This window comes from Pseudomonas sp. NBRC 100443 (genome assembly GCF_030268185.1).
Lineage (GTDB): Bacteria > Pseudomonadota > Gammaproteobacteria > Pseudomonadales > Pseudomonadaceae > Pseudomonas > Pseudomonas citronellolis.
This window is the reverse complement of sequence record NZ_BSQE01000007.1, coordinates 63,645-87,332: the sequence shown is the minus strand read 5'-3', so window position 1 is coordinate 87,332 and position 23,688 is coordinate 63,645. Positions and strand designations below refer to the sequence as shown.

Genomic DNA, 23,688 nt, shown 5'->3' with positions numbered 1-23,688 from the left:
GCGCCCTGCGCCCTTTCTTGCTTTGCGTGTGGAGGGTAAACCCAGATGGATACCAGCCTCGGAATCAACACCTTGCGCCCCGTGGACAGCGGCGCCACGCCCGGAGCCAAGCCGGCGGGTGGCAATGCGTTGCCGCAAGGCGCCAAGGATTCACCGGCTACCAATAGCCGCCGCAGCCTGAACGATGCCGTCAGCCGGCTGCGCGAACAGGCCCAATCGGTGCAGCGCAACCTAGATTTCTCGGTGGATGAGGCCAGTGGCGAAACCGTGGTGAAGGTGGTCGCCGCCGACACGGGCGAAGTGATCCGGCAGATTCCGTCGGAGGTCGCCCTAAGGCTGGCGGAGAGCTTCAAGGACGCTGGCAATCTGTTATTCAGCGAGCGCGCCTGAGGCTTGGCGCGATTCTTGAATTGAAGCGTCCTAGACGCAAGGCGGAAACCGAAACCGCCAGAAATTTGGACAGGAGGGTGGGCAAATGGCTGGGACTTCGATCAATGGCGTAGGTTCGGGGATCGACATCGACTCCATCGTGACCTCGCTGGTGAATGCGCAGAAGACGCCGAAGCAGAACCAGATCACCAACCAGAAGAGCACCGCCAATACCCAGCTGTCCGCGGTGGGGACGCTGAAGAACGCCCTGGAGACTTTCCAGAGCGCCCTTGAGAAGCTGAACGACTCCTCTTCCAGTGCGTTCGCCGGCCTTGCGGTCAAGTCGTCCAATACCGATGCGTTGACCGCCAAGCTAGGCACAGGGGCCGCCGCTGGCACCTACAAGATCGAAGTGAAGAGCCTGGCCACCAGCTCCAAGGTCGCCACCCAGTACATCGACAAGTCCGCCACTTTCGGCACTGGCAGCCTGACCCTTACGCAGGGCAGCAGCAGCTACAAGGTCAATGTCAGCTCCGGGGCGAGCCTGTCGGACATTCGTGACAGCATCAATACCCAGCTGAAGTCCAACGGCATCACCGCGAACATCATCACCGACGCCAATGGCCCGCGCCTGGTTCTGAGCTCCAGCGTGACCGGCGCTGGCAGCGATATCAGTGTCACCGCCTCGGGGGATAGCAGCCTGTCGGTGCTCAATATCGATGGTGCCAATACCCAGGCGTCTGCCACCGCTGGCGGCTACATTTCCGCGCCTGCGGCAAATGCCGAGTACACCATCGACGGCCTGGAGATGAGCAGCTCGACCAACAGCATCAAGAGCGCCATCAGCGGCGTCGAGTTCGACCTAGTGGCCGAGGGCAAATCGACCATTACCGTCGACACCAACACCGATGGCCTGAAGAGTTCGGTGCAATCCTTCGTCGATGCCTACAATACGCTGATGACCTCGATCAACTCGCTGACCAAGGTCACCACCACCACCGACAGCGACGGCAATCCAACCACCTCTTCCGCCGCGTTGGCCAGCGACTCGATGACCCGCTCGTTGCTCAACACCCTGCGCAGTGAACTGGTCGGCTCCTCGAGCAATGGCGGCACCATCAAGCTGCTTTCGCAACTGGGGGTCTCGACCCAGAACGATGGCACCCTTGAAGTCGATAGCGACAAGCTGGATGCCGCGCTGGAAAAGAACTTCGCTTCTGTGCAGGGCTTCTTCACCGGCACTGGTGGTTTGCTCGACCGGATGAGCAGCAGCCTCGACGTGTATACCCAGAGCAATGGCCTGCTCGACCAGCGCAAGGCTTCGCTGAACGACACCCTTAGCGACCTGGCCACCCAGCAGACCGCGCTGGACAACCGCATGGACAAGCTGACCACGACCCTGATGGCCAAATACAACGCCATGGACTCCCTGGTCGCCCAGCTCAACGCCACCAGCAGCAGCGTGCTGACCACGCTCAACGCGCTGAACAACAAGAACAGTTCGAGCAGTTGAGCCTGAACCGCGCCCCGGCCTGCTCCGGGGCGGGCGATTGGCGGCGATCCTGGTCTAAAGAAATTCCCGCGTTCGCCGATACCCTGAATACCAACGATGTGATCGTTCAAGGATTCAAGGGGATATCGCATGAACGCCATGGCCGCGCTGCGCCAGTACCAGAACGTCAACACCCAGTCCCAGGTACACGACGCTTCTCCCCATCGCCTGATCCAGATGCTGATGGAGGGTGGCCTGAGCCGTATCGCCCAGGCCAAGGGCTCCATGGAGCGCGAGCAATTCGCCCAGAAGGGCATGCTGATCGCCAAGGCAGCGGCTATCATTGCCGGCCTGCGCGAAGCGCTGAACTTCGAAGCTGGTGGTGAGTTGGCGCAGAACTATGCCAACCTCTATGACTACATGAGCCGTCGCCTGAGCGACGCCAACCGCAGCAACGAGGCGGAAATCCTCGATGAGGTGTCGGGCCTGCTGCGTACCATCAAGGAAGGCTGGGACGGTATCCCGCAGTAATACCGTCCCTCCAGGAGACACGAAGCATGACCCTCGCCGTCGAGCGTATCGAACAAACCCGCAGCGCCCTGGGCACCGCCCTGGCGGAGCAGGACTGGGAAGCCATCGCCCGGCTGGACCTGGAGTGCCGCCAGCACGTGGATGCCGCCATGCACGAGCCGCTGGACGACGACAGCGACCTCAAGCGCAGCCTCGAAGGCCTGCTCGTGCTGTACCGCGAACTGGTCCAGGAAGTTACCCGCCAGCGCCAGGGCGTGGCCGAGGAGATCATCCGCGTCAATCGGTCGCACAAGGGCGCCAAGGTCTATCAGCTTTTCGGCTGAGCCCCGCGGGTCGCCCGTTCGGCGCGGCCCCTCGTTTTCTCCGTTGCCGCCGTTCGTGCCAGCAGGTAAGTTCTTCCGTCGGAAACAACGAATAAATCACGCCATAAATTTGACTCCTGCCACATTTTTGACTTTACTTGGTGGCTAAATGATGGCGGATTGTTTCCGCCTCTTTCCCGTTGCCGTTCGCCGGCCCACATGCCTTCGGAAGACAAGAGCAAGATGTGGCGTGAAACCAAGATTCTGCTGATTGACGACGACCTGGAGCGTTGCCGCGAACTCTCCACCATCCTCAACTTCCTCGGCGAGGACCAGTTGTCCTGCCGCAGCCGCGAATGGCGCCTGGCGGTCGACGACCTGTCCAACGGCAGCCGCGGCGTGCTCTGCGTGCTGCTCGGCAGCGTCGAGCACAAGGGCGGCGCCCTGGAGCTGCTCAAGCAGCTTTCGGCCTGGGACGAATTCCTGCCGGTGCTGCTGATCGGCGACTCGGCGCCGACCGACTGGCCGGAAGAGCTGCGCCGCCGCGTGCTGGCCAGCCTGGAGATGCCGCCCAGCTACAACAAGCTGCTCGATTCCCTGCACCGCGCCCAGGTCTACCGCGAGATGTACGACCAGGCCCGTGAACGCGGCCGCCAGCGCGAGCCCAACCTGTTCCGCAGCCTGGTCGGCACCAGCCGGGCCATCCAGCAGGTACGGCAGATGATGCAGCAGGTGGCCGACACCGACGCCAGCGTGCTCATCCTCGGCGAGTCCGGCACCGGCAAGGAAGTGGTGGCGCGCAACCTGCACTACCACTCCAAGCGCCGCGAAGCGCCCTTCGTGCCGGTTAACTGCGGGGCCATTCCCGCCGAGCTGCTGGAAAGCGAACTGTTCGGCCACGAGAAGGGCGCCTTCACCGGCGCCATCACCAGCCGCGCCGGGCGCTTCGAGCTGGCCAACGGCGGCACCCTGTTCCTCGACGAGATCGGCGACATGCCGCTGCCGATGCAGGTCAAGCTGCTGCGCGTGCTGCAGGAGCGCACCTTCGAGCGCGTCGGCAGCAACAAGACGCAGAACGTCGACGTGCGCATCATCGCCGCGACCCACAAGAACCTGGAGAAGATGATCGAGGGCGGCAGCTTCCGCGAGGACCTGTACTACCGCCTCAACGTCTTCCCCATCGAGATGGCGCCGCTGCGCGAGCGGGTGGAAGACATCCCGCTGCTGATGAACGAACTCATCTCGCGGATGGAGCACGAGAAGCGCGGCTCCATCCGCTTCAACTCCGCCGCCATCATGTCGCTGTGCCGCCACGACTGGCCGGGCAACGTGCGCGAGCTGGCCAACCTGGTGGAACGTCTGGCGATCATGCACCCCTACGGGGTGATCGGCGTGGGCGAGCTGCCGAAGAAATTCCGCCACGTCGACGACGAGGATGAGCAACTCGCCAGCAGCCTGCGCGAGGAGCTGGAAGAACGCGCCGCCATCACCGCCGGGCTGCCGGGCCTGGACTCGCCGGCGATGCTGCCGGCCGAGGGCATCGACCTCAAGGACTACCTGGCCAACCTCGAACAGGGGCTGATCCAGCAGGCCCTGGACGACGCCAACGGCGTGGTCGCCCGCGCCGCCGAGCGCCTGCGCATCCGCCGCACCACCCTGGTGGAGAAGATGCGCAAGTACGGCATGAGCCGCCGCGAGGAGGAAGTGGCGGAGGATTGACGCCGCTTGCCTTTGCGTTTCAATAAGTGTCTGAAAATAAAGGACTAATTTTTAGGCACGCAGATTGCTAAGACTCTGCCAGCCGACGCTTTCACGACGTCGGATGGAAGAGAGACAGCATGATGCCAGCCGTACCCCAGCAGTCCCAGCCGACCTCCAGCGATGCTCCGGAGGAGAACGGCCGCGCCGGCCTGGACCAGGCCTTCGCCCTGTTCAACCAGATGTCCACCCAGCTGAACCAGTCGTACAGCATGCTGGAGGCGCGGGTCAGCGAACTGAAGGGACAACTGGCCCTGGTCAGCGCCCAGCGCATGCAGGAGCTGGCGGAGAAGGAACGCCTGGCCAACCGCCTGCAGAGCCTGCTGGACCTGCTGCCCGGCGGCGTCATCGTCATCGACGGCCAGGGCGTGGTGCGCGAGGCCAACCCGGCGGCGCGCGGCCTGCTCGGCCAGCCCCTGGTGGGCATGCTGTGGCGCCAGGTCATCGCCCGCTGCTTCGCGCCGCGCAAGGATGACGGCCACGAGATTTCCCTGCGCGACGGGCGCCGCCTGTCCATCGCCACCCGCTCGCTGAACGGCGAGCCGGGGCAACTGGTACTGCTCAACGACCTCACCGAGACCCGCCGCCTGCAGGACCAACTGGCCCGCCACGAGCGCCTGTCGGCCCTGGGCCGGATGGTCGCGTCCCTGGCCCACCAGATCCGCACGCCGCTGTCCGCGGCCATGCTCTATGCCGGCCACCTGAGCGAGCAGGCGCTGCCGCTGGAGCAGCAGCAGCGCTTCGCCGGGCGCCTCAAGGAGCGCCTGCAGGAACTGGAGAACCAGGTGCGCGACATGCTGGTGTTCGCCCGCGGCGACCTGCCGCTGCCGGACCGCCTGAGCCCGGCGGAGCTGTTCTCCGGCCTACGCGCCGCCGCCGAGTCCCATGTCGCCGGCCTGCAGCTGCGCTGGCAATGCGACGTGCGCGGCGGCGAGCTGCTGTGCAACCGCGACACCCTGGTCGGCAGCGTCCTCAACCTGCTGCACAACGCCATCCAGGCCGGCGGCCAGGACGTGCGCCTAAAAGTCCACCTCTACGCTCGCGGCGACAGCCTGCGCCTGGCCATCAGCGACAGCGGCCCGGGCATGGACGCCGCCACCCTGGCGCGCCTGGGCGAGCCCTTCTTCACCACCAAGACCACCGGCACCGGCCTCGGCCTTGCGGTGGTCAAGGCGGTGGCCAAGGCGCACCACGGCGAACTGCGCCTGCAATCGCGACCGGGCCGTGGCACCTGCGCCAGCCTGGTCCTGCCGCTGATCGCGGCCCCCGTCCGTGAACACAAGGAATAACCCCATGCCCGCCAGAATCCTGCTCGTCGAAGACGACCGCGCCCTGCGCGAAGCCCTCTCCGATACCCTGCTGATCGGCGGCTGCGAGTTCACCGCCGTGGACAGCGCCGAGGCGGCCCTGGTCGCCCTGCAGCGCGAGGCCTTCGGCCTGGTGGTAAGCGACGTCAACATGCCCGGTATGGACGGCCACCAGTTGCTCGGCCTGATCCGCGCCCGCTACCCGCAGCTGCCGGTGCTGCTGATGACCGCCTTCGGCGCCGTCGAGCGCGCCGTCGACGCCATGCGCCAGGGCGCCGCCGACTACTTGGTGAAGCCCTTCGAGCCCAAGGTGCTGCTGGAACTGGTGGCCCGCCATGCCCAGGGCCAGGCGGTCGCCGCCGAAGGCGAGGGCCCGGTGGCCATGGAGCCGGCCAGCCGCCAGTTGCTGGAACTGGCCGCGCGGGTGGCGCGCAGCGATTCCACCGTGCTGATCTCCGGCGAGTCCGGCACCGGCAAGGAAGTGCTGGCGCGCTACATCCACCAGCAGTCGCCGCGCGCCAACAAGCCCTTCATCGCCATCAACTGCGCGGCTATCCCCGACAACATGCTCGAGGCCACCCTGTTCGGCCACGAGAAGGGCGCCTTCACCGGCGCCATCGCCGCGCAGCCGGGCAAGTTCGAGCTGGCCGACGGCGGCACCATTCTCCTCGACGAGATTTCCGAGATGCCCCTGGCGCTGCAGGCCAAGCTGCTGCGCGTGCTGCAGGAGCGCGAGGTGGAGCGCGTGGGCGCGCGCAAGCCGATCGAGCTGGACATCCGCGTGCTGGCCACCACCAACCGCGACCTGCTCGGCGAGGTGGCGGCGGGGCGCTTCCGCGAGGACCTGTACTATCGCCTGTCGGTCTTCCCCCTGGCCTGGCGCGCCCTGCGCGAGCGCCCGGCGGACATCCTGCCGCTGGCCGAGCGCCTGCTGGCCAAGTACGTGAAGAAGATGAACCTGGGCGCGGTGAGCCTGGCCGCCGACGCCCGCGACGCCCTGCTGACGCACCCCTGGCCGGGCAACGTGCGCGAGCTGGACAACGCCATCCAGCGCGCGCTGATCCTGCAGCAGGGCGGCCAGGTCCGCGCCCTGGACCTGTGCCTGAACGCCCCCATCGGCATGGCGCCCGCAGCGCCCGTGATCCCCCTGGTGCAGCCCGCCCCGGTGGCGGCCGCCGCCAGTGCCGGAATTCCGTCGGCGCCCGCGGACAACGCCGGCGGCCTCGGCGAAGACCTGCGCCGCCGCGAGTTCCAGATGATCATCGACACCCTGCGCAGCGAACGCGGCCGCCGCAAGGAGGCCGCCGAACGCCTGGGCATCAGCCCGCGCACCCTACGCTACAAGCTGGCACAGATGCGTGACGCGGGGATGGATGTGGAGGCCTACTTGTACGCCAGTTGAGTGGTGCCGGTTTCCCCTGTTCGGGCCCGCTGTTCGCGGGCCTTTTCTTTGTCTGGTGAGGGGCGTTTCCCGTGGTGGTTTCAGCGCTTGCCGGCAGTCGTGACGGCGGTGGGTGGCGCAGGGTTCTGCTTTTCCATGGAGGAAGGGCAGGGCATGTCGAGGCCAACGGAATTCGCCCGGGAGCTGCGGCGTCGGCAAACCGACGCGGAGCGGTTGTTGTGGAGTCGCCTGCGGGATCGCCGGCTACTCGGCTGGAAATTCAGGCGCCAGGTGCCGCTGGGGCCGTATGTGGTGGATTTCTATTGCCATGAGCGGCAACTGGTGGTGGAACTGGACGGCGGGCAGCACCTGGGAAGTGCCGCGGATGTCGAGCGGGATGCCTGGTTGAGGGGCCAGGGGCTGCGGGTGTTGCGGTTCTGGAACCACGACGTGCTGGTGCGGACGGAGGGGGTGTTGGAGGCGATTCTGTTGGCATTGGAGTCTGGATAGAGCACCCTCACCCCAGCCCTCTCCCAGAGGGAGAGGGGGCCGTTCGGCGCGGCGACAAGTAATGGATTTCTCCTGGCATATAGGTGTGGCCGACACCAATGTTCCCGGCTGCACACCTTCCTGCGCACGGCAGAGGAGGGGCTCCCTCTCCCTCCGGGAGAGGGCTGGGGTGAGGGGCTCTTGCCTCCCAATAGCCACATCCTACAAGCCCCCCTGAAACCTGGCACCCTTGTTGCAATCCCCTATGCCAAAGCGCCGCGGCGTCAAAAAAGCCGCGGCCCGTAGTCAGAGGGAAAGCCAATGAGTCAGGGTATCGAGTTCAACCGCCTGCTGCTGGAAATGCGCTCCATGCAGATGGACGCCATGGCCAAGGCCAAGCCGGCCGCTTCGGCGCCGGCTGCCGTGGAGGGCGCGCCGAGCTTCTCGGACATGCTCGGCCAGGCGGTGAACAAGGTGAACTCCACCCAGCAGGCCGCCAGCGCGCTGGCCAATGCCTTCGAGGTGGGCCAGAGCAACGTCGACCTGACCGACGTGATGATCGCTTCGCAGAAGGCCAGCGTGTCCTTCCAGGCCATGACCCAGGTGCGCAACAAACTGGTCCAGGCCTACCAGGACATCATGCAGATGCCCATCTGAGCCACGGGGTAGGTAGATAGTTCATGGCCGAAGCCACTGTAGACAACCAGGTCCCCGCCAAAGCCGGCGCAGCCGAAATGCTGAAGAAGCCGCTGATGGGCCTGCAGTTCCTCGAAAACCTCGCCGAGATGCCGGTGCTGCGCCAGGTCGGCCTGCTGGTCGGGCTGGCGGCGAGCATCGCCATCGGCTTCGGCATGGTGCTGTGGTCGCAGCAGCCGGACTACAAGCCGCTGTACGGCAGCCTCAACGGCGTCGACGCCAACAAGGTGATCGAGACGCTGAACGCCGCCGACATCGGCTACAAGGTCGACCCCAACTCCGGCGCCCTGCTGGTCAAGGCCGACGACCTCGGCCGCGCCCGCATCAAGGTGGCCGGCGCCGGCCTGACGCCCACCGACAGCAACGTCGGCTTCGAGATCCTCGACAAGGAACAGGCCCTGGGCACCAGCCAGTTCATGGAGGCGACCAACTACCGTCGCGGCCTGGAAGGCGAGCTGGCGCGCACCATCTCCAGCCTGAACAACGTCAAGGCTGCCCGCGTGCACCTGGCCATCCCGAAGAGTTCGGTGTTCGTCCGCGACGAGCGCAAGCCCACCGCCTCGGTGCTGGTCGAGCTGTACCCGGGGCGCAGCCTGGAGCCCAGCCAGGTGCTGGCGATCGTCAACCTGGTGGCCACCAGCGTGCCGGAACTGGACAAGTCCCAGGTCACCGTGGTCGACCAGAAGGGCAACCTGCTCTCCGACCAGCAGGAGCTGTCCGAGCTGACCATGGCCGGCAAGCAGTTCGACTATTCCCGGCGCATGGAAAGCATGTTCACCCAGCGCGTGCACAGCATCCTGCAGCCGGTGCTGGGCGACGGCCGCTACAAGGCCGAGGTGTCCGCCGACGTCGACTTCAGCGCCGTGGAATCCACCGCCGAGTCCTACAACCCGGACCAGCCGGCCCTGCGCAGCGAGCAGGTGAACAACGAGGAACGCCAGAACAGCAACGGCCCGCAGGGCGTGCCGGGTGCGCTGTCGAACCAGCCGCCGGGCCCGGCCAGCGCGCCGCAGCAGACCGGCAAGAGCGCCGGCGGCGATTTCGTCGCCCCGGGCCAGCCGCTGAAGGACGCCAACGGCCAGACCATCATCGACCCGAAGACCGGCCGTCCGGTGCTGGCACCGTACCCCACCGACAAGCGCGAGCAGAACACCCGCAACTACGAGCTGGACCGCTCCATCAGCTACACCAAGCAGCAACAGGGCCGTCTGCGCCGGCTTTCCGTCGCGGTGGTGCTGGACGACCACATGGTCGCCGACGCCAAGACCGGCGAGGTCAGCCACAAGCCCTGGAGCGCCGACGAACTGGCGCGCTTCACCCGCCTGGTGCAGGACGCGGTGGGCTACGACGCCAGCCGCGGCGATAGCGTCAGCGTGATCAACGCGCCCTTCGCCCCGGAGCAGAACCTGGAGATCGCCTCGCCGCCGTTCTACTCGCAGCCCTGGTTCTGGGACATCGTCAAGCAGGTGCTGGGCATCGTCTTCATCCTGGTGCTGGTGTTCGGCGTGCTGCGCCCGGTGCTGAACAACCTCGCCGGCAACAAGAACAAGGCCCTGGTGGCCGGCGCCGGCGGCGACATGGCCCTGGGCGAGATGGGCGGCCTGGAAGGCGAGCTGGCCGAGGACCGCGTCAGCCTGGGCGGCCCGCCGAGCATCCTGTTGCCCAGCCCCAGCGAGGGGTACGATGCGCAGCTGAACGCGATCAAGAGCCTGGTGGCTCAGGACCCGGGCCGCGTGGCCCAGGTAGTGAAGGATTGGATCAACTCCGATGAGTGATGCGGTATGAGCGAGACCCGGTTGAACGCCAAACTGACCAAGGTCGACAAGGCTGCGATTCTCCTGCTGTCCCTCGGCGAGACCGACGCGGCCCAGGTGCTGCGGCACATGGGCCCGAAGGAAGTGCAGAGGGTCGGCGTGGCCATGGCGCAGATGCGCAACGTGCATCGCGAGCAGGTCGAGCAGGTGATGAGCGAGTTCGTCGAGGTAGTCGGCGACCAGACCAGCCTGGGCGTCGGCGCCGACGGCTACATCCGCAAGATGCTCACCCAGGCCCTGGGCGAGGACAAGGCCAACAACCTCATCGACCGCATCCTGCTGGGCGGCAACACCAGCGGCCTGGACAGCCTGAAGTGGATGGAGCCGCGCGCGGTGGCCGACGTCATCCGCTACGAGCACCCGCAGATCCAGGCCATCGTCGTCGCCTACCTGGACCCGGACCAGGCCGCCGAAGTGCTCAGCCACTTCGACCACAAGGTGCGCCTGGACATCGTCCTGCGCGTGTCCTCGCTGAACACCGTGCAGCCCTCGGCGCTGAAGGAACTCAACCTGATCCTCGAGAAGCAGTTCGCCGGCAACGCCAACGCCACCCGCACCACCATGGGCGGGGTGAAGCGCGCGGCGGACATCATGAACTACCTCGACAGCTCGGTGGAAGGCGCCCTGATGGACGCCATCCGCGACGTCGACGAAGACCTCTCCGGGCAGATCGAGGACCTCATGTTCGTCTTCGACAACCTCGCCGACGTCGACGACCGCGGCATCCAGGCGCTGCTGCGCGAAGTCTCCTCGGACGTGCTGGTGCTGGCCCTCAAGGGCTCGGACGAGGGCATCCGCGAGAAGATCTTCCGCAACATGTCCAAGCGCGCCGCCGAACTGCTGCGCGACGACCTGGAGGCCCGCGGCCCGGTGCGCGTCAGCGAAGTGGAGGGCGCGCAGAAGGAAATCCTCACCATCGCCCGGCGCATGGCCGACTCCGGCGAGATCGTCCTCGGCGGCAAGGGTGGCGAGGAGATGATCTAAGTGAGTGGTCCCGCGAAACCCAAGGGCGAGGAACACGATGGCCTGATCCGCGCGCGCGACGTCGCCGGCTTCGACCGCTGGGCGTTGCCCAGCTTCGACCCGGTGGTGGAACGGCCGCCGGAGCCTGCGCCCGAGCCGCAGGCGCCGGAAACCCCGGCGGTGGAGGAAGTCCCCGTCGAGGACGTCAAGCCGCTGACGCTCGAAGAGCTGGAAGCGATCCGCCAGGACGCCTACAACGAAGGCTTCGCCACCGGCGAGAAGGACGGCTTCCACGCCGGCCAGCTCAAGGCCCGACAGGAGGCCGAGGTGGCGCTGCAGGAGCGCCTGGCCGGCCTGGAGACGTTGATGGGCCAGCTGTTCGAGCCCATCGCCGAGCAGGACCTGCTGATCGAGCAGATGCTGGTCAACCTGGTCGGCCAGGTGGCGCGCCAGGTCATCCAGCGCGAGCTGGAGGGCGACTCCAGCCAGCTGCGCCAGGTATTGCGCGAGGCGCTCAAGCAACTGCCGATGGGCAGCGACAACGTGCGCATCCACGTCAACCCGCAGGACTTCGAACTGGTCAAGGCGCTGCGCGACCGCCACGAGGAAAGCTGGCGCATCCTCGAGGACGAGCAGCTGCTGCCCGGCGGCTGCCGCATCGAGACCGAGCATTCGCGCATCGACGCCAGCATCGAGACGCGCCTGGCGCAGATCACCAAGCAACTCTTCGAACAGCAGCGCGAGCAGGCCACCCACGCCCTGGAGCCGGACCTGCACATCGACCTGGACCAGCCCGATGCGCCTTGACCGGGTGAGTTTCGCCAAGCGCCTGGAAGGCTACCTGGACGCCGCCAAACTGCCGGCGCAGCCGGTGGTGGAAGGCCGCCTGCTGCGCATGGTCGGCCTGACCCTGGAGGCCGAGGGCCTGCAGGCTGCGGTGGGCAGCCGCTGCATGGTGATCAACGACAGCGGCTACCACTCGGTGCAGGTGGAAGCCGAGGTCATGGGCTTCTCCGGCAGCAAGATCTTCCTCATGCCGGTCGGCAGCCTCGCCGGCATCGCCCCCGGCGCCCGCGTGGTGCCGCTGCCCGACAGCGGCCGCCTGCCCATGGGCATGTCCATGCTCGGCCGGGTGCTCGACGGTGTCGGCCGCGCCCTGGACGGCAAGGGCGGGATGCGCGCCGAGGACTGGGTGCCGATGGACGGCCCGACCATCAACCCGCTCAAGCGCGAGCCGATCCACGAACCCATGGACGTCGGCATCCGCTCGATCAACTCGCTGCTCACCGTCGGCCGCGGCCAGCGCCTGGGCCTGTTCGCCGGCACCGGCGTGGGCAAGTCGGTGCTGCTGGGCATGATGACCAAGTACACCAAGGCCGACATCATCGTGGTCGGGCTGATCGGCGAACGGGGCCGCGAGGTGAAGGAATTCATCGAGCACATCCTCGGCGAGGAAGGCCTCAAGCGTTCGGTGGTGGTCGCATCCCCCGCCGACGACGCGCCGCTGATGCGCCTGCGCGCGGCCATGTACTGCACGCGCATCGCCGAATACTTCCGCGACAAGGGCAAGAACGTGCTGCTGCTGATGGACTCGCTGACGCGCTTCGCCCAGGCCCAGCGCGAGATCGCCCTGGCCATCGGCGAGCCGCCGGCGACCAAGGGCTACCCGCCATCGGTGTTCGCCCGCCTGCCGCGCCTGGTGGAGCGCGCCGGCAACGGCGAGAAGGGTGGCGGTTCGATCACCGCCTTCTACACCGTGCTCAGCGAGGGCGACGACCAGCAGGACCCGATCGCCGACTCCGCCCGCGGCGTGCTCGACGGCCACTTCGTGCTGTCGCGCCGGCTGGCCGAGGAAGGCCATTACCCGGCCATCGACATCGAGGCCTCGATCAGCCGGGTGATGCCCCAGGTGGTCAGCCCCGAGCAATTGCAGCACGCCCAGCGCTTCAAGCAGCTATGGTCGCGCTACCAGCAGAGCCGCGACCTGATCAGCGTCGGCGCCTACGTCGCTGGCGGCGATGCGGAAACCGACCTGGCCATCCAGCGCTTCCCGGTGATGCGCCAGTTCCTCCGCCAGGGCCTGAACGAAAGCCAGAGCCTGGAAGACAGCGCCCAGCTGCTGGACGCCGTGCTGTCCGGCAAGGCCGGCTGAGGTTGCCGCATCATGCCTGAGGCCCGCCTGCCATGAACCGCCGCGCCGACCGCTTGGCTCCTGTCGTGGAGATGGCCCTGAAGGCCGAACGCGAGGCCGCGCGCCAGCTCGGCCAGGCGCAGAACCAACTGCTCCAGGCGCAGCGCAAGCTGGCCGAGCTGGAGCGCTTCCGCGCCGACTACCAGCAACAGTGGATCGACCGCGGCCGCCAGGGCGTCAGCGGCCAGTGGCTGCTGGACTACCAGCGCTTCCTGGCGCAGCTGGAAACCGCCGTGGAGCAGCAGAACCGCAGCCTGGCCTGGCACCAGGACGTGGTGGAGAAGGCGCGTGTCGCCTGGTCGGAGAAGTACGCCCGCCTGGAGGGCCTGCGCAAGCTGGTGGAACGCTACCGCGAGGAAGCGCGGCTGCTGGCCGACAAACAGGAACAGAAGCAGCTCGACGAATTCGCCCAGCGCCTGCGGCCGCCGGTCTACTGAGCTAGGCTCAGCCCAGGTCCGCCGCCTGGAACGCCACGCATGCTGCTCAGCCGTACCCTGCTGCACACCCATCCGCGCCTGCTCCTCGCCTGCGCCGCCGGCCTGGCGCTGGGGCTGGCCTGCTACCACCTGCCGCCGCTGATGCGCACGCTGGTCGGCTGGAACGTCGCCGCCTGGGGCTATGTGCTGCTGATCACCGTGCTCGCCCTGCGTGCCGGGGCGGACCAGGTGCAGCGCCTGGCCGCCATCGAGGACGAGAACGCCCAGGCGGTGCTGGTGCTGGTCAGCGCCGCGGCCATCGCCAGCCTGGTGGCGATCGTCTACGAGCTGGCCGGCGCGCGCCAGCTGCCGGGGAGCGAGCGGCTGCTGCGCTACGCCTTCACCGGCAGCACGGTTTTGGGTTCCTGGTTCCTCATCGGGACCATCTTCGCCATGCACTACGCGCGCATGTTCTACACGGCGGCGGACGGCGAGGCGCCGCTGCAGTTCCCCGATCGCGGGCGGCAGCCGGACTACTGGGACTTCGCCTACTTCTCCTTCACCCTCAGCGTCGCCGTGCAGACCTCGGACGTGGCCATCGCCTCGCCGGCGCTGCGCCGGGTAGCGCTGGCGCAGTCGATCATCTGCTTCCTGTACAACACGGCGATCCTCGGCCTGAGCATCAACATCGCCGCCGGCATCCTCGGCTGACGCGCCTCAGTGGCGCCAGAAGGCCGGGGTGAACAGCACCAGCACGGTGAGGATCTCCAGGCGCCCGGCGAGCATGCCGGCGCACAGCAGCCACTTGGCGGCATCCGGCAGGGACGAGAAGTTGCCCGAGGGGCCGATCACCGGGCCCATGCCCGGGCCGACGCCGGAGACGGTGCTGGCGGCGCCGGTCAGCGCGGTCATCCAGTCCAGGCCGAGGAAGGTCAGGGCCAGGCCCAGGCCGCCGACGGTGGCGCCGAAGAAGAACGAGAAGGTCAGGATCGAACGCACGATCTCCTCGTCCAGGCGGTGGCCGTTGTAGCTCTGGCGCAGCACCGCGCGCGGGTGGATGAGCTGGTACAGGCTGGCCTTGAGCAGGATGTAGGCGACCTGGAAGCGGAAGATCTTCAAACCGCCGGCGGTGGAGCCGGAGCAGCCGCCGATGAAGCCCAGGTAGAAGAACACCATGATCGAGAAGTGGCCCCACAGGCTGTAGTCGCCCAGGGCGAAGCCGGTGGTGGTGACCACCGAGGTGACGTTCACCGCGACGATGCGCAAGGCGTCCTGCCAGGACAGGTCGGAATTGAAGGCGTACCAGGTGCCCATCACCAGCCAGGTGAATACCAGCAGGCCGATGAAGCCGTGCACCTGGCTGTCCTTGAGCAGCGCCTTGCGATGGCCGCGCAGGGTGGCGACGTAGAGGGCGAAGGGCAGGCTGCCGAGGATCATGATCACCACCGCCACCCAGTGCACCGCCGGCTGGTGCCACTTGGCCAGGGACTGGTCGGAGGTGGAGAAACCGCCGGTGGAGATCGCCGACATGGCATGGTTGAGCGAATCGAACAGGCCCATGCCGGCCCACCACAGGCCCAGGGTGCCGAGGATGGTGATGCCGACGTACACCGCGACTATGTACTTGGCGACCATGTGCGAGCGCGGCATGACCTTGTCGCTGCGGTCCGAGGATTCGGTCTGGAACAGGCGCATGCCGCCGATGCGCAGCATCGGCAGGATCGCCACCGCCATGCCGATGAAGCCGATGCCGCCCAGCCAGTGCAGCATCGAGCGCCAGATGAGGATGCCCGGCGACATGTTGTCCAGCCCGGAAAGCACCGTGGAGCCGGTGGCGGTGATGCCCGACATGCTCTCGAAGAAGGCGTCGGTGACGCTCATGTGGCGGGCGATGATGAAGGGCAGGGCGGAGAAGAAGCAGACGATCACCCAGCTCGACACCGTGAGCATGTACATGTCCCGCGGGCGCAGGTGGGCCTGCTCAGGGCGGCCGGGCAGGACCAGGCCGAGGCCGGCGCTGAAGGTGATCAGGCTCGACCAGATGTAGGGCGAGAGTTCCTGCGGGCGGTGGTAGTAGAGCAGGGTGGCCATGGGCACCAGCATGGCCACCGCCAGGGTGATCAGGAACAGGCCGATGATGTATCCGAGGGTGCGTAGTGTCGGCAGCGCCATGAAGCGGACTCGATGGACATGAACCCTCCATTGTACCTGCCCTCGGCGCGATGCGCAGCGCGCCGGAGGGCTCTTCACAACGGCTGCGCAATCGCTAGAATTCTGCGCTGCCCGCCGGCGCTCGCCGGTTTCTTCTGGTGCATTCGCACATCATGTCCATCGACAATCCGTGTTTGAACTGTGGCGCCTGCTGCGCGCATTTCCGTGTGTCCTTCTACTGGGGCGAGTGCCGTTCCGCCGGCGGCAGCGTACCCGACGATCTGGTGGTGCAGGTCGGCCCGTACCATGCCGCCATGCGCGGCACCGAGGCCAAGCCGGTGCGCTGCGTGGGGTTGCTGGGCGAGGTCGGCTGCGGCGTGCGCTGCACGGTCTACGAGCAGCGCTCCAGCACCTGCCGGGAGTTCGAGGCCTCCTGGGTCGACGGCCAGCACAACCCCAACTGCGACGCGGCCCGCGCCGCCTACGGCCTGCCGCCGCTGACGCCGCCGTTGCAGCCGATCGTCACGCCGTCGCCGGAGCGGGTGGCTTGACTGTGGGCGCATGGCTTTGGGCTCCCTGTAGGAGCGAGCTTGCTCGCGAAGGGGGCTCATCGGCGAGCGCTGGTGTTTATCCCGAGAGCCCCTCTCCCTAACCCTCTCCCTGAAGGGAGAGGGGACCGTTCGGTGCGTTTTGACAGTCCTGAGTCAGCCGGCAATTCCGAAGGCCTCCGGCTGAAACCATTCCTTCTCTCGGCACGGACAAGCCCCCTCTCCCTTCAGGGAGAGGGTTGGGGAGAGGGAAGGGCGTCAATCCGAAACACGGGAGTCGCCGGCAAGCCCCCTTCGCGAGCAAGCTCGCTCCTACACGGATACGAAGCACCCTGGCTGCAGGTGAGCAGGCAGATGAGAAGCCTTTGCGACTACAATGGCCGTCCTTGTGTGTACAGGAGGTAGCCCATGGAGGCCTACGAAGCGCTGGTCAACCGTGTATCCCATGCCCGCCTGGGCGAGCCGGCGCCCACTGCCGGGCAGCTCGAGCGGCTGTTCCGCGTCGCCCTGCGCGCGCCGGACCATGGGCAGTTGCGCCCGTGGCGCTTCCTCACGGTGGAAGGCGAGGCGCGGCAGCAACTGGGTGAGTTGTTCGCCCGTGCGCTGAATGCCGAACAACCCGACGCCAGCCCCGAGGCGCTGGCCAAGGCCCGCGCCATGCCGTTGCGCGCGCCGACCCTGGTGGTGGCCATCGCGCGCCTGCAGGAGCACCCCAAGGTGCCGGAGATCGAGCAGATGCTGGCCGCTGGCTGTGCCGCCTACGGCATCGTCCAGGCGGCGTTCGTCGAGGGGCTGGGGGCCATGTGGCGCACCGGCGCCATGGCTTTCGATCCAGTCGTGCACCAGGGCCTGGGCCTGGCGGCCAACGAGCGCATCGTCGGCTTCATCTACCTGGGCACGCCCATGGGTGAGCTGCGCCAGCCGGCGCCGCTGGACCCGGCGGCCTTCGTCAGCGCCTGGCGGGGCTGAGCGGCAGGCTCAGGCGCACTTTCCAGCGCGCCCCGCCGGCCCGCCAGAGCAGCCGGCCGCCCTGCCAGGCGGCCAGGCGCTGGGCGGCGCGCAGGGCCCGGGGCAGCCAGCGCCGGGCCTGTTCGTCGGTGCCGCCGAGGTCCAGGCGCAGCAGGCCGCGCTCCAGGCGCGGTTCCAGCACGATGGTGGCGTCCTGCTGCCATTCCACCGCGGTATCCAGCAATTCATCCAGGGCTTCGTGCAGCGCCTGCGGCCAGCTGTGCAGCGGCCAGGTGCCGCCGCGCGGCAGGCTCAGGCGCAGTTCCGGCCAGCGGCGCCGCCAGCGCTGCGCCAGCAGCCCCAGTTCCACCGCCAGCACCAGGCTCTGCGGCTCGTCCCGCGGGCGCTCCCGCGGCAGGCCGGCGGCCGCCAACGGCAGGGCCGGAGTGGGGGACGGCAGGTATTCGGCGGCTAGGTTCATGATCGGGCTCCGAGGTCAGGCAGCGTGGCGCGCCAGCGGTATTTCCAGGGTGGCGACGAAACCGCCGTCGGGGTGATTGGCCAGGCGCAGGCGGCCGGCGTGGCGCTCCACCGCGCGGCGGGCGATGGCCAGGCCCAGGCCGTGGCCGGGGCTGTCCTGGTTGGGCGCGCGGAAGAAGGGTTCGCCCAGTTGCGCCAGGTGCTCGGCATCGGCCCCCGGGCCATGGTCGCGAACGCGCACGCGCAGCACGGCGCCGTCGCTGTCGGCTTCGACTTCCAGCGGCTTGTCCGCCGGGTTGAAGCGCAGGGCGTTGCGCAGCAGGTTGTCCAGCGCCCGTTCGAGCATGTCGGGCCAGCCGTCCAGGGCCAGGTCGGCGGGAACCCGCAGCTGGATGTGCTGTTCCGGGGAAAGCAGCTGGGCGTCCTCGCGCAGGCGTTCGAGCAGCGGCAGCAGTTCGACGCGGCTGGTCGGCCCGGGCTCGGCGTCCAGGCGGGCGAGGGCGAGGATTTCGGCGATCAGCGCTTCCAGGCGGTCGCACTCCTGCTCCAGGCGTGGCCACATGCTGGCGCGCTGTTCGGGGCTGGCGCGCTCGGCCAGGGCCAGGGCGATGCGCAGGCGCGCCAGCGGCGAACGCAGTTCGTGGGAAACGTCGCGCAGCAGCTGGCGCTGGCTGCTGATCAGCCGTTGCAGGCGCGCGCCCATGCGGTTGAAGTCGCGGGCCAGCACGCCCAGCTCGTCGCCGCGGCGGGCCAGGCGCGCCAGGCTGTCCTGCTGGTAGGCGGTCTGCCCGAGGTCGTGCACGGCGCGGCGCAGGCGGTTGAGCGGGCGGGTGATGGAAAGCGTCACCAGCAGGCTGAAGATGGTCAGCACCACCAGGGCGATGCCCAGCGCACTGAGCGGCCACAGCAGGCTGCCGCGGTGCCAGGCTTCCAGCGCGCCGTGGGGAATCCGGTAGATGAACAGGTAGGTGTGGTCGCTTTCCGCGCTGGTGTATTCCTGGCTGAGCTGGCGCCAGGGGAAGCGCGGCAGGTTCCGGCGGTCGAAACCTTCGTCGTTGTTGCGCCGTGGCGGGCGCGGCAGGTAGGTGCCGTCGACCAGGCGCTGGCCGCTTTCGTCGAGCACCTGCACCGACAGGTCGTAGTCGCGGCGGCGTTGCTCCAGCAACTGCTGGGCGGCGGCGGGGCCCTGGTTTTCGTAGAGCCGCGTCCATTGCTGGGCGAGGTCGTGCATGCCGGGGTAGCGGGCGATGATCCAGGTGTCCTGGTTCAGCGCGCGACCGAGCAGGATGGACAGGCCGGCGACCAGCAGCAGGGCGAGCCAGAAGGCGGCGAGGATTCGCCAGAAGAGCGAGCGCATGGTCTTTCGGTTCAGTCGCATGTCCGTTTCGGGTCAGGGGCGCGGGCACGCCGAGGCGCCGGGGGTGAGCCCGGCGCCTGGGTGGCTGGCGCTATCAGTTGGTCTTGCCATCCTTCTGCGCTTTCCATTGCTGGAACTCGGCCCATTCGGCCTTGCGCTGCTCGCGCTCTTTCTTCAGCTCGTCGAACTTCTTCTGCTGTTCGGGCGTCAGGAGCGCGCGGATGTCCTTCTGCGTCTTGTCGTGGCTGGCCTTGAGTTCGTCCTGCATGGCCTTCTGGTCGGCGGCCGAGAGCTTGCTCAGGTATTTGTCGGTTATGTCGTGGCGGCTCTTCATCGAGTCGCCCATCAGCTTGCCGACCTGCTGGCGCTGCTCGGGGCTCAGGTTCAGGGCCTTGAAGGGGCCGTTCCAGCCGCCGCGCGGGCCGTGGCCGTCCTTCATGTGGCCGCCCATCATATGGGCGGGTGGCGGCGGAGTATCGGTCGGGACCGGCGTGGCAGCCATGGCCAGGGTCGGCAGGGCGGCGGCGAACATCAGGGCGGTGAGGGTCTTGCGCATGAATCTTCTCCTTTCGTGGACCGGTTTCTGAACCGGATGTGCCCAGTCTAGGGATGGCAAGGTCAAGGGCGGTCAGGGCCGGGTAAAGCTTCGGTAAAGATTGCGTCTACCGCTCTGGGGCGGGGTTCCCGGCCGTCCGCTCAGGGCGCGTAGAAGTAGCCGCGCCCGCGCAGGGCGAGGATGCGTGGACGCCCGTCCGGGTGCGCGCCGAGCTTCTTGCGCAGGTTGCTGACGTGCATGTCCAGGCTGCGGTCGTAGAGCGTCAGCTTGCGGCCCAGGGCGATCTGCGCCAGGGCCTGCTTGTCCAGCGGCTCGCCGGGCTGGCGCAGTAGCGCTTCGAGGATGCGGCTCTCGGACAGCGTCAGGCTGACCTCCTGGCTGGCGACGCTGGCCACGCCGCGGGCCAGGTTCAGGCTCAGGTCGCCGAGGTCGACCTGGGCGCTGGGCTGCGCCGGGTGGCTGCGGCGCAGCACGGCGCGCAGGCGCGCGGTCAGCTCGCGCGGATCGCACGGCTTGGCCAGGTAGTCGTCGGCGCCCAGTTCCAGGCCGAGGATGCGGTCCAGCGGCTCGCCGCGGGCGGAGAGCATCAGCACCGGCAGGTCGGGGTGTTCGCTGCGCAACTGCTTGAGCAGCTCCAGGCCGCTGCCGTCGGGCAGCATCACGTCCAGCACCACGGCGTCCGGCGTGCGGCTGGCCAGGGCGCTACGGGCCGCGCCGCCATCGTGGCTGGCGCGCACGCTGAAGCCTTCCTGGGTCAGCCAGGTGCACAGCAGTTCGCACAGTTCACGGTCGTCGTCGATCAGCAGCAGCTCACTCATTGCTCGGGCTTCTTTCAGTTGATCCATTCACGGCGCCGGCGGCGACGGCCGCGGCTCAGGGCGCCGAGGACGAAGGCGACCAGGGCGACGGCGCCGCCGGTCGCGAACCAGGTCTGCTCGTCGCTGAGCAGGCGCGGCGGTTGTTGGGCCTGCAGCTCGCGCAATTGCAGCTTCAGGCGCTGGTTTTCCTGGCGCAGGCGGCCCACCACGGCGCTTTCCGCCTCTTGCAGCTGGGCGGCGAGGTCGGTGCGCTGCTTCTCGCTCTCGTCCAGGCGCTGTTGCAGTTGGGCGAGGTCGTCGCTGGCCGGGGCCGGCGCGGCAGTGGGGGCCGGCATGGCGCCGGGGTCGTCGGTGGTGGGCTCCTCGCCGAGGGCGGCGAGCGGCAGGCTCAGGCAGAACAGCAGGGGCAGCAGATGACGTCGGGACATCGGAACTCCTTGTACGCTGATGAGCCGCCGGGCACCGCGCTCCGGGCGCTGTCCGGTCGCGGGGCCGGGCCTGGGTGTCCGGCCATGCGGCGTCGTCCGTCCGCCGCCGCTCGCCGGTTTACGGCAGGACTTTCTTGAACGGCTTGACCACGACTTCGGCGTAGACGCCGGCGGCGCGGTACGGGTCGGCATCGGCCCAGGCCTGGGCGGCGGCCAGCGACTCGAACTCGGCGACGATCAGGCTGCCGGTGAAGCCGGCCGCGCCCGGGTCGGGGCTGTCGATGGCCGGGTGCGGCCCGGCCAGGACCAGGCGGCCCTCGTCCTTGAGCAGCTCGAGGCGGGCCAGGTGCGCCGGCCGCGCGGCCAGGCGGCGTTCTTGGGAAGCGGTGATGTCGCGGGCGATGATTGCGTAGAGCATGTCAGTCCTTGGGCTTTTCGCCGGTTGGGGCGTCGTGCATGTGGCGGGCCAGGAACACGCCCTGGCCGATCAGGAAGAGCAGGGTCATGCCCAGGCTGCCGAAGACCTTGAAGTCCACCCAGAAACGCTCGAAGGTGAAGGCGACGAACAGCTGGATGCAGCCGCAGAACACGAAGAACAGCACCCAGGCCAGGTTCAGGCGCTGCCAGATCGGTTCCGGCAGGTGCACGGCATGGCCCATGATGCGCTGGATCAGCGGCCGGCGGTCGCCCACCAGGGTGCTGCCGAGGAAGCCCAGGGCGAACAGCCAGTTGACCACCGGGGCCTTCCACTTGAGGAAGGTCTCGCTGTGGAAGGCCAGGGTCATGCCGCCGAACACCAGGCAGGCGGCCAGGGTCAGCCACTGGCCTTTGTCCAGCTTGCGCTGCTTGATCAGCAGCGCGCCGTAGACCACCACCGAGGAGGCGATCAGCACCGCGGTGGCGCTGTAGATGCCGCCCAGGCTGAAGGAGTGTCCGGCGAGTTCGACCGTGCGCGGGTCCAGCTTGTAGACGATGAAGAACAGGATGAGGGGGATGAAATCGATGAATTGCTTCATTACGGCAGCCAGAGCCCAGTTGTGGCGGCATAATACCAACCTGCGGAAGAACTGAAATAGTCACCCGTCTCGTGCCGTTGCGCTCGCACGCCGTGAATCGCCGCCGCGCAGCGTCTATACAGAAGTAAAACCCGTCCCGGTATGCCCATGCGTGTCGACCTGCATTGCCATAGCACCGCCTCCGACGGCCAGCTGCCGCCCGCCGCCGTGGTGGCCCGCGCGCACCAGCGCGGCGTGCGCCTGCTCGCCCTGAGCGACCACGACACCCTGGAGGGCCTGCCCGAGGCGCGCGCCGCCGCCGAGGAACTGGGGGTGACCCTGGTCAACGGCGTGGAGCTGTCCTGCACCTGGGGCGGGGCGACCATCCACGTCCTGGGTTACGCCTTCGACAGTGCCGCCGAGCCGCTGGTTCGCGCCCTGGACGACCTGCACCGCGGGCGCTGGGCGCGCGCCGAGGAGATCGGCCGGCGCCTGGAAGCCAAGGGCATGCCCGGGGCCTTCGAGGGCGCGCGGGCCGTCCAGCGCGAGCTGGGCGACAGCGAAAACGCCCCGGCGCGGCCGCACTTCGCCGAGTTCCTGGTGCGCGCCGGCCATGTCGCCGAGCGCGCCGAAGCCTTCCGCAAGTGGCTGGGCGCCGGCAAGCTGGGCGACGTCAAGCAGCACTGGCCGAGCCTCGCCGAGGCGGTCGGCACCCTGCGCGCGGCGGGGGCCTGGGTCAGCCTGGCGCATCCCTACCAGTACGATTTCACCCGCACCAAGCGGCGCAAGCTGATCGCCGACTTCATCGACGCCGGCGGCCACGCCATCGAAGTGGTCAACGGCCTGCAGCCGGCCGAGCAGGTCGGCGTGCTGAGCATCCTGGCCCGCGAATTCGGCCTGCTGGTCAGCGCCGGCAGCGATTTCCACGGCCCCAGCGACTGGTCGGAGCTAGGGCTGTACCGGCCCGTGCCGGACGACCTTCCGCCCTTGTGGACGCGCTTCGCCGGCGCGGCCCGGGCCCTCGAGGAGACTTCATGAGCCAGTTCTTCCAGGTCCATCCTGAAAACCCCCAGCCACGCCTGATCAAGCAGGCGGTGGAGATCGTCCGCCAGGGCGGGGTGATCGCCTATCCCACCGATTCCTCCTACGCCCTGGGCTGCCGCCTGGGCGAGAAGGGCGCGGTGGAGCGCATCCGCCGGCTGCGCAAGCTCGACGACAAGCACAACTTCACCCTGGTGTGCCGCGACCTGTCCGAGCTGGGTCTGTACGCCAAGGTCGACACCCGCCTGTTCCGCCTGCTCAAGGCCCACACGCCGGGGCCCTACACCTTCATCCTCGACGCCACCCGCGAGGTGCCGCGCATGCTGCTGCACCCCAAGCGCCGCACCATCGGCCTGCGCGTGCCGGCCTGCCCGATCGCCCAGGCGCTGCTGCAGGAGCTGGGCGAGCCGCTGATGAGCGTGAGCCTGATCATGCCCGGCGAGACCGAGCCGATGAGCGACCCCTATGAGATGCGCGGCGCGCTGGAGCACCAGGTGGACCTGGTGCTGGACGGCGGCCACGGCGGCGTCGAGGCTTCCACGGTGATCAACCTCACCGGCGAGGAGCCGGAGGTGATCCGCGTCGGCTGCGGCGACCCGGCCCCCTTCGAGGCCTACGCCTGAAGCGCTCTTCCATACTGCCGCCCTTGCCGAGGTC

General features: G+C 68.0%; 27 protein-coding genes. 19 read left to right on the top strand and 8 right to left on the bottom strand.

Annotation, left to right across the window (positions count from 1 at the left end; all coding sequences use genetic code 11):
• Window positions 1-45 precede the first annotated feature (45 nt).
• The 15 genes from QSJ95_RS11225 (at window position 46) to QSJ95_RS11155 (ending at window position 14,420) form a co-directional block, all read left to right on the top strand.
• Window positions 46-390, top strand: coding sequence for a flagellar protein FlaG (locus tag QSJ95_RS11225; protein WP_285642421.1), 345 nt, complete (start codon window positions 46-48; stop codon window positions 388-390).
• Window positions 391-475: 85 nt separating this feature from the next.
• Window positions 476-1,882 (top strand): flagellar filament capping protein FliD, encoded by a 1,407-nt coding sequence (gene fliD, locus QSJ95_RS11220; RefSeq protein ID WP_285642419.1) that lies wholly within the window; start codon window positions 476-478, stop codon window positions 1,880-1,882.
• 129 nt (window positions 1,883-2,011) lie between these two features.
• Window positions 2,012-2,392 carry a flagellar export chaperone FliS gene (fliS, locus tag QSJ95_RS11215; protein WP_285642417.1) on the top strand — a complete coding sequence of 127 codons (381 nt, stop codon included), beginning with the start codon at window positions 2,012-2,014 and terminating at the stop codon, window positions 2,390-2,392.
• Window positions 2,393-2,418: 26 nt separating this feature from the next.
• Window positions 2,419-2,715, top strand: a complete 297-nt coding sequence (gene fliT / locus QSJ95_RS11210; RefSeq protein ID WP_043267646.1) for a flagellar protein FliT — start codon at window positions 2,419-2,421, stop codon at window positions 2,713-2,715.
• 222 nt (window positions 2,716-2,937) lie between these two features.
• On the top strand, window positions 2,938-4,413 hold the full coding sequence (locus tag QSJ95_RS11205; protein ID WP_043319360.1) for a sigma-54 dependent transcriptional regulator: 1,476 nt from the start codon (window positions 2,938-2,940) through the stop codon (window positions 4,411-4,413).
• A gap of 122 nt (window positions 4,414-4,535) precedes the next feature.
• Window positions 4,536-5,741: a sensor histidine kinase gene (locus QSJ95_RS11200; RefSeq protein ID WP_281688670.1), complete on the top strand. Its 1,206-nt coding sequence runs from the start codon at window positions 4,536-4,538 to the stop codon at window positions 5,739-5,741.
• Window positions 5,742-5,745: 4 nt separating this feature from the next.
• Window positions 5,746-7,161: a sigma-54-dependent response regulator transcription factor FleR gene (gene fleR, locus QSJ95_RS11195; RefSeq protein WP_285642414.1), complete on the top strand. Its 1,416-nt coding sequence runs from the start codon at window positions 5,746-5,748 to the stop codon at window positions 7,159-7,161.
• An 87-nt stretch (window positions 7,162-7,248) separates the two neighbouring features.
• Window positions 7,249-7,650 carry an endonuclease domain-containing protein gene (locus QSJ95_RS11190; RefSeq protein WP_372241055.1) on the top strand — a complete coding sequence of 134 codons (402 nt, stop codon included), beginning with the start codon at window positions 7,249-7,251 and terminating at the stop codon, window positions 7,648-7,650.
• A gap of 300 nt (window positions 7,651-7,950) precedes the next feature.
• The gene (fliE, locus tag QSJ95_RS11185; RefSeq protein WP_009620871.1) at window positions 7,951-8,286 is read left to right on the top strand and encodes a flagellar hook-basal body complex protein FliE; all 336 of its coding nucleotides are present in this window, start codon (window positions 7,951-7,953) and stop codon (window positions 8,284-8,286) included.
• A gap of 23 nt (window positions 8,287-8,309) precedes the next feature.
• On the top strand, window positions 8,310-10,100 hold the full coding sequence (fliF, locus tag QSJ95_RS11180; protein ID WP_058072077.1) for a flagellar basal-body MS-ring/collar protein FliF: 1,791 nt from the start codon (window positions 8,310-8,312) through the stop codon (window positions 10,098-10,100).
• 6 nt (window positions 10,101-10,106) lie between these two features.
• Window positions 10,107-11,123 (top strand): flagellar motor switch protein FliG, encoded by a 1,017-nt coding sequence (gene fliG, locus QSJ95_RS11175; RefSeq protein WP_009620873.1) that lies wholly within the window; start codon window positions 10,107-10,109, stop codon window positions 11,121-11,123.
• On the top strand, window positions 11,124-11,909 hold the full coding sequence (gene fliH, locus QSJ95_RS11170; protein WP_285642413.1) for a flagellar assembly protein FliH: 786 nt from the start codon (window positions 11,124-11,126) through the stop codon (window positions 11,907-11,909).
• Window positions 11,899-13,254 carry a flagellar protein export ATPase FliI gene (gene fliI / locus QSJ95_RS11165; RefSeq protein WP_043319354.1) on the top strand — a complete coding sequence of 452 codons (1,356 nt, stop codon included), beginning with the start codon at window positions 11,899-11,901 and terminating at the stop codon, window positions 13,252-13,254. The genes fliH and fliI overlap by 11 nt, the downstream gene beginning before the upstream one ends.
• 32 nt (window positions 13,255-13,286) lie before the next feature.
• A complete protein-coding gene (gene fliJ / locus QSJ95_RS11160; protein ID WP_058488819.1) occupies window positions 13,287-13,730 on the top strand; it encodes a flagellar export protein FliJ in 444 nt (147 codons plus the stop codon).
• Between the two features lie 39 nt (window positions 13,731-13,769).
• A complete protein-coding gene (locus QSJ95_RS11155) occupies window positions 13,770-14,420 on the top strand; it encodes a DUF1345 domain-containing protein (RefSeq protein WP_058488820.1) in 651 nt (216 codons plus the stop codon).
• A 6-nt stretch (window positions 14,421-14,426) separates the two neighbouring features.
• Here the strand turns inward: QSJ95_RS11155 and QSJ95_RS11150 are convergent, their stop codons facing one another.
• The gene (locus QSJ95_RS11150; protein WP_043267632.1) at window positions 14,427-15,881 is read right to left on the bottom strand and encodes a TrkH family potassium uptake protein; all 1,455 of its coding nucleotides are present in this window, start codon (window positions 15,879-15,881) and stop codon (window positions 14,427-14,429) included.
• 152 nt (window positions 15,882-16,033) lie between these two features.
• Here QSJ95_RS11150 and QSJ95_RS11145 point away from each other — a divergent pair, with 152 nt between their 5' ends.
• The gene (locus QSJ95_RS11145) at window positions 16,034-16,411 is read left to right on the top strand and encodes a YkgJ family cysteine cluster protein (protein WP_043267630.1); all 378 of its coding nucleotides are present in this window, start codon (window positions 16,034-16,036) and stop codon (window positions 16,409-16,411) included.
• A 405-nt stretch (window positions 16,412-16,816) separates the two neighbouring features.
• The gene (locus QSJ95_RS11140) at window positions 16,817-17,377 is read left to right on the top strand and encodes a nitroreductase family protein (protein WP_043267628.1); all 561 of its coding nucleotides are present in this window, start codon (window positions 16,817-16,819) and stop codon (window positions 17,375-17,377) included.
• Here QSJ95_RS11140 and QSJ95_RS11135 read toward each other — a convergent pair.
• The 7 genes from QSJ95_RS11135 to QSJ95_RS11105 form a co-directional block, all read right to left on the bottom strand.
• A complete protein-coding gene (locus QSJ95_RS11135) occupies window positions 17,358-17,837 on the bottom strand; it encodes a hypothetical protein (RefSeq protein ID WP_285642405.1) in 480 nt (159 codons plus the stop codon). The two genes, QSJ95_RS11140 and QSJ95_RS11135, sit on opposite strands and share 20 nt — an antisense overlap.
• A gap of 15 nt (window positions 17,838-17,852) precedes the next feature.
• Entirely contained in the window at window positions 17,853-19,193 is a 1,341-nt protein-coding gene (locus QSJ95_RS11130; RefSeq protein WP_285642623.1) for a sensor histidine kinase, read from the bottom strand.
• A gap of 94 nt (window positions 19,194-19,287) precedes the next feature.
• Entirely contained in the window at window positions 19,288-19,749 is a 462-nt protein-coding gene (locus QSJ95_RS11125) for a Spy/CpxP family protein refolding chaperone (RefSeq protein ID WP_009620895.1), read from the bottom strand.
• A 140-nt stretch (window positions 19,750-19,889) separates the two neighbouring features.
• Window positions 19,890-20,567, bottom strand: coding sequence for a response regulator transcription factor (locus QSJ95_RS11120; RefSeq protein ID WP_043267626.1), 678 nt, complete (start codon window positions 20,565-20,567; stop codon window positions 19,890-19,892).
• Window positions 20,568-20,581: 14 nt separating this feature from the next.
• Window positions 20,582-20,995 (bottom strand): SH3 domain-containing protein, encoded by a 414-nt coding sequence (locus QSJ95_RS11115; protein WP_285642401.1) that lies wholly within the window; start codon window positions 20,993-20,995, stop codon window positions 20,582-20,584.
• Between the two features lie 118 nt (window positions 20,996-21,113).
• On the bottom strand, window positions 21,114-21,413 hold the full coding sequence (locus QSJ95_RS11110; RefSeq protein ID WP_009620898.1) for a YciI family protein: 300 nt from the start codon (window positions 21,411-21,413) through the stop codon (window positions 21,114-21,116).
• Window position 21,414: 1 nt separating this feature from the next.
• A complete protein-coding gene (locus tag QSJ95_RS11105; protein ID WP_043267622.1) occupies window positions 21,415-22,011 on the bottom strand; it encodes a septation protein A in 597 nt (198 codons plus the stop codon).
• Window positions 22,012-22,158: 147 nt separating this feature from the next.
• On the opposite strand from QSJ95_RS11105, the gene QSJ95_RS11100 reads away from it, so the two are divergent.
• Window positions 22,159-23,028, top strand: coding sequence for a PHP domain-containing protein (locus tag QSJ95_RS11100; protein ID WP_058489737.1), 870 nt, complete (start codon window positions 22,159-22,161; stop codon window positions 23,026-23,028).
• Window positions 23,025-23,654 (top strand): L-threonylcarbamoyladenylate synthase, encoded by a 630-nt coding sequence (locus tag QSJ95_RS11095; protein ID WP_043319341.1) that lies wholly within the window; start codon window positions 23,025-23,027, stop codon window positions 23,652-23,654. Before QSJ95_RS11100 ends, QSJ95_RS11095 begins: the two co-directional genes overlap by 4 nt.
• The last annotated feature ends 34 nt before the right edge of the window (window positions 23,655-23,688 follow it).

Bases quoted from the DNA above. Each gene is read 5' to 3' on its own strand.
- QSJ95_RS11225 (WP_285642421.1), top strand. From the start codon at position 46: ATGGATACCAGCCTCGGAATCAACACCTTGCGCCCCGTGGACAGCGGC.
- fliD (WP_285642419.1), top strand. From the start codon at position 476: ATGGCTGGGACTTCGATCAATGGCGTAGGTTCGGGGATCGACATCGAC.
- fliS (WP_285642417.1), top strand. From the start codon at position 2,012: ATGAACGCCATGGCCGCGCTGCGCCAGTACCAGAACGTCAACACCCAG.
- fliT (WP_043267646.1), top strand. From the start codon at position 2,419: ATGACCCTCGCCGTCGAGCGTATCGAACAAACCCGCAGCGCCCTGGGC.
- QSJ95_RS11205 (WP_043319360.1), top strand. From the start codon at position 2,938: ATGTGGCGTGAAACCAAGATTCTGCTGATTGACGACGACCTGGAGCGT.
- QSJ95_RS11200 (WP_281688670.1), top strand. From the start codon at position 4,536: ATGCCAGCCGTACCCCAGCAGTCCCAGCCGACCTCCAGCGATGCTCCG.
- fleR (WP_285642414.1), top strand. From the start codon at position 5,746: ATGCCCGCCAGAATCCTGCTCGTCGAAGACGACCGCGCCCTGCGCGAA.
- fliE (WP_009620871.1), top strand. From the start codon at position 7,951: ATGAGTCAGGGTATCGAGTTCAACCGCCTGCTGCTGGAAATGCGCTCC.
- fliF (WP_058072077.1), top strand. From the start codon at position 8,310: ATGGCCGAAGCCACTGTAGACAACCAGGTCCCCGCCAAAGCCGGCGCA.
- fliG (WP_009620873.1), top strand. From the start codon at position 10,107: ATGAGCGAGACCCGGTTGAACGCCAAACTGACCAAGGTCGACAAGGCT.
- fliI (WP_043319354.1), top strand. From the start codon at position 11,899: ATGCGCCTTGACCGGGTGAGTTTCGCCAAGCGCCTGGAAGGCTACCTG.
- fliJ (WP_058488819.1), top strand. From the start codon at position 13,287: ATGAACCGCCGCGCCGACCGCTTGGCTCCTGTCGTGGAGATGGCCCTG.
- QSJ95_RS11155 (WP_058488820.1), top strand. From the start codon at position 13,770: ATGCTGCTCAGCCGTACCCTGCTGCACACCCATCCGCGCCTGCTCCTC.
- QSJ95_RS11150 (WP_043267632.1), bottom strand. From the start codon at position 15,881: ATGGCGCTGCCGACACTACGCACCCTCGGATACATCATCGGCCTGTTC.
- QSJ95_RS11145 (WP_043267630.1), top strand. From the start codon at position 16,034: ATGTCCATCGACAATCCGTGTTTGAACTGTGGCGCCTGCTGCGCGCAT.
- QSJ95_RS11140 (WP_043267628.1), top strand. From the start codon at position 16,817: ATGGAGGCCTACGAAGCGCTGGTCAACCGTGTATCCCATGCCCGCCTG.
- QSJ95_RS11135 (WP_285642405.1), bottom strand. From the start codon at position 17,837: ATGAACCTAGCCGCCGAATACCTGCCGTCCCCCACTCCGGCCCTGCCG.
- QSJ95_RS11130 (WP_285642623.1), bottom strand. From the start codon at position 19,193: ATGCGCTCGCTCTTCTGGCGAATCCTCGCCGCCTTCTGGCTCGCCCTG.
- QSJ95_RS11125 (WP_009620895.1), bottom strand. From the start codon at position 19,749: ATGCGCAAGACCCTCACCGCCCTGATGTTCGCCGCCGCCCTGCCGACC.
- QSJ95_RS11120 (WP_043267626.1), bottom strand. From the start codon at position 20,567: ATGAGTGAGCTGCTGCTGATCGACGACGACCGTGAACTGTGCGAACTG.
- QSJ95_RS11115 (WP_285642401.1), bottom strand. From the start codon at position 20,995: ATGTCCCGACGTCATCTGCTGCCCCTGCTGTTCTGCCTGAGCCTGCCG.
- QSJ95_RS11110 (WP_009620898.1), bottom strand. From the start codon at position 21,413: ATGCTCTACGCAATCATCGCCCGCGACATCACCGCTTCCCAAGAACGC.
- QSJ95_RS11105 (WP_043267622.1), bottom strand. From the start codon at position 22,011: ATGAAGCAATTCATCGATTTCATCCCCCTCATCCTGTTCTTCATCGTC.
- QSJ95_RS11100 (WP_058489737.1), top strand. From the start codon at position 22,159: ATGCGTGTCGACCTGCATTGCCATAGCACCGCCTCCGACGGCCAGCTG.
- QSJ95_RS11095 (WP_043319341.1), top strand. From the start codon at position 23,025: ATGAGCCAGTTCTTCCAGGTCCATCCTGAAAACCCCCAGCCACGCCTG.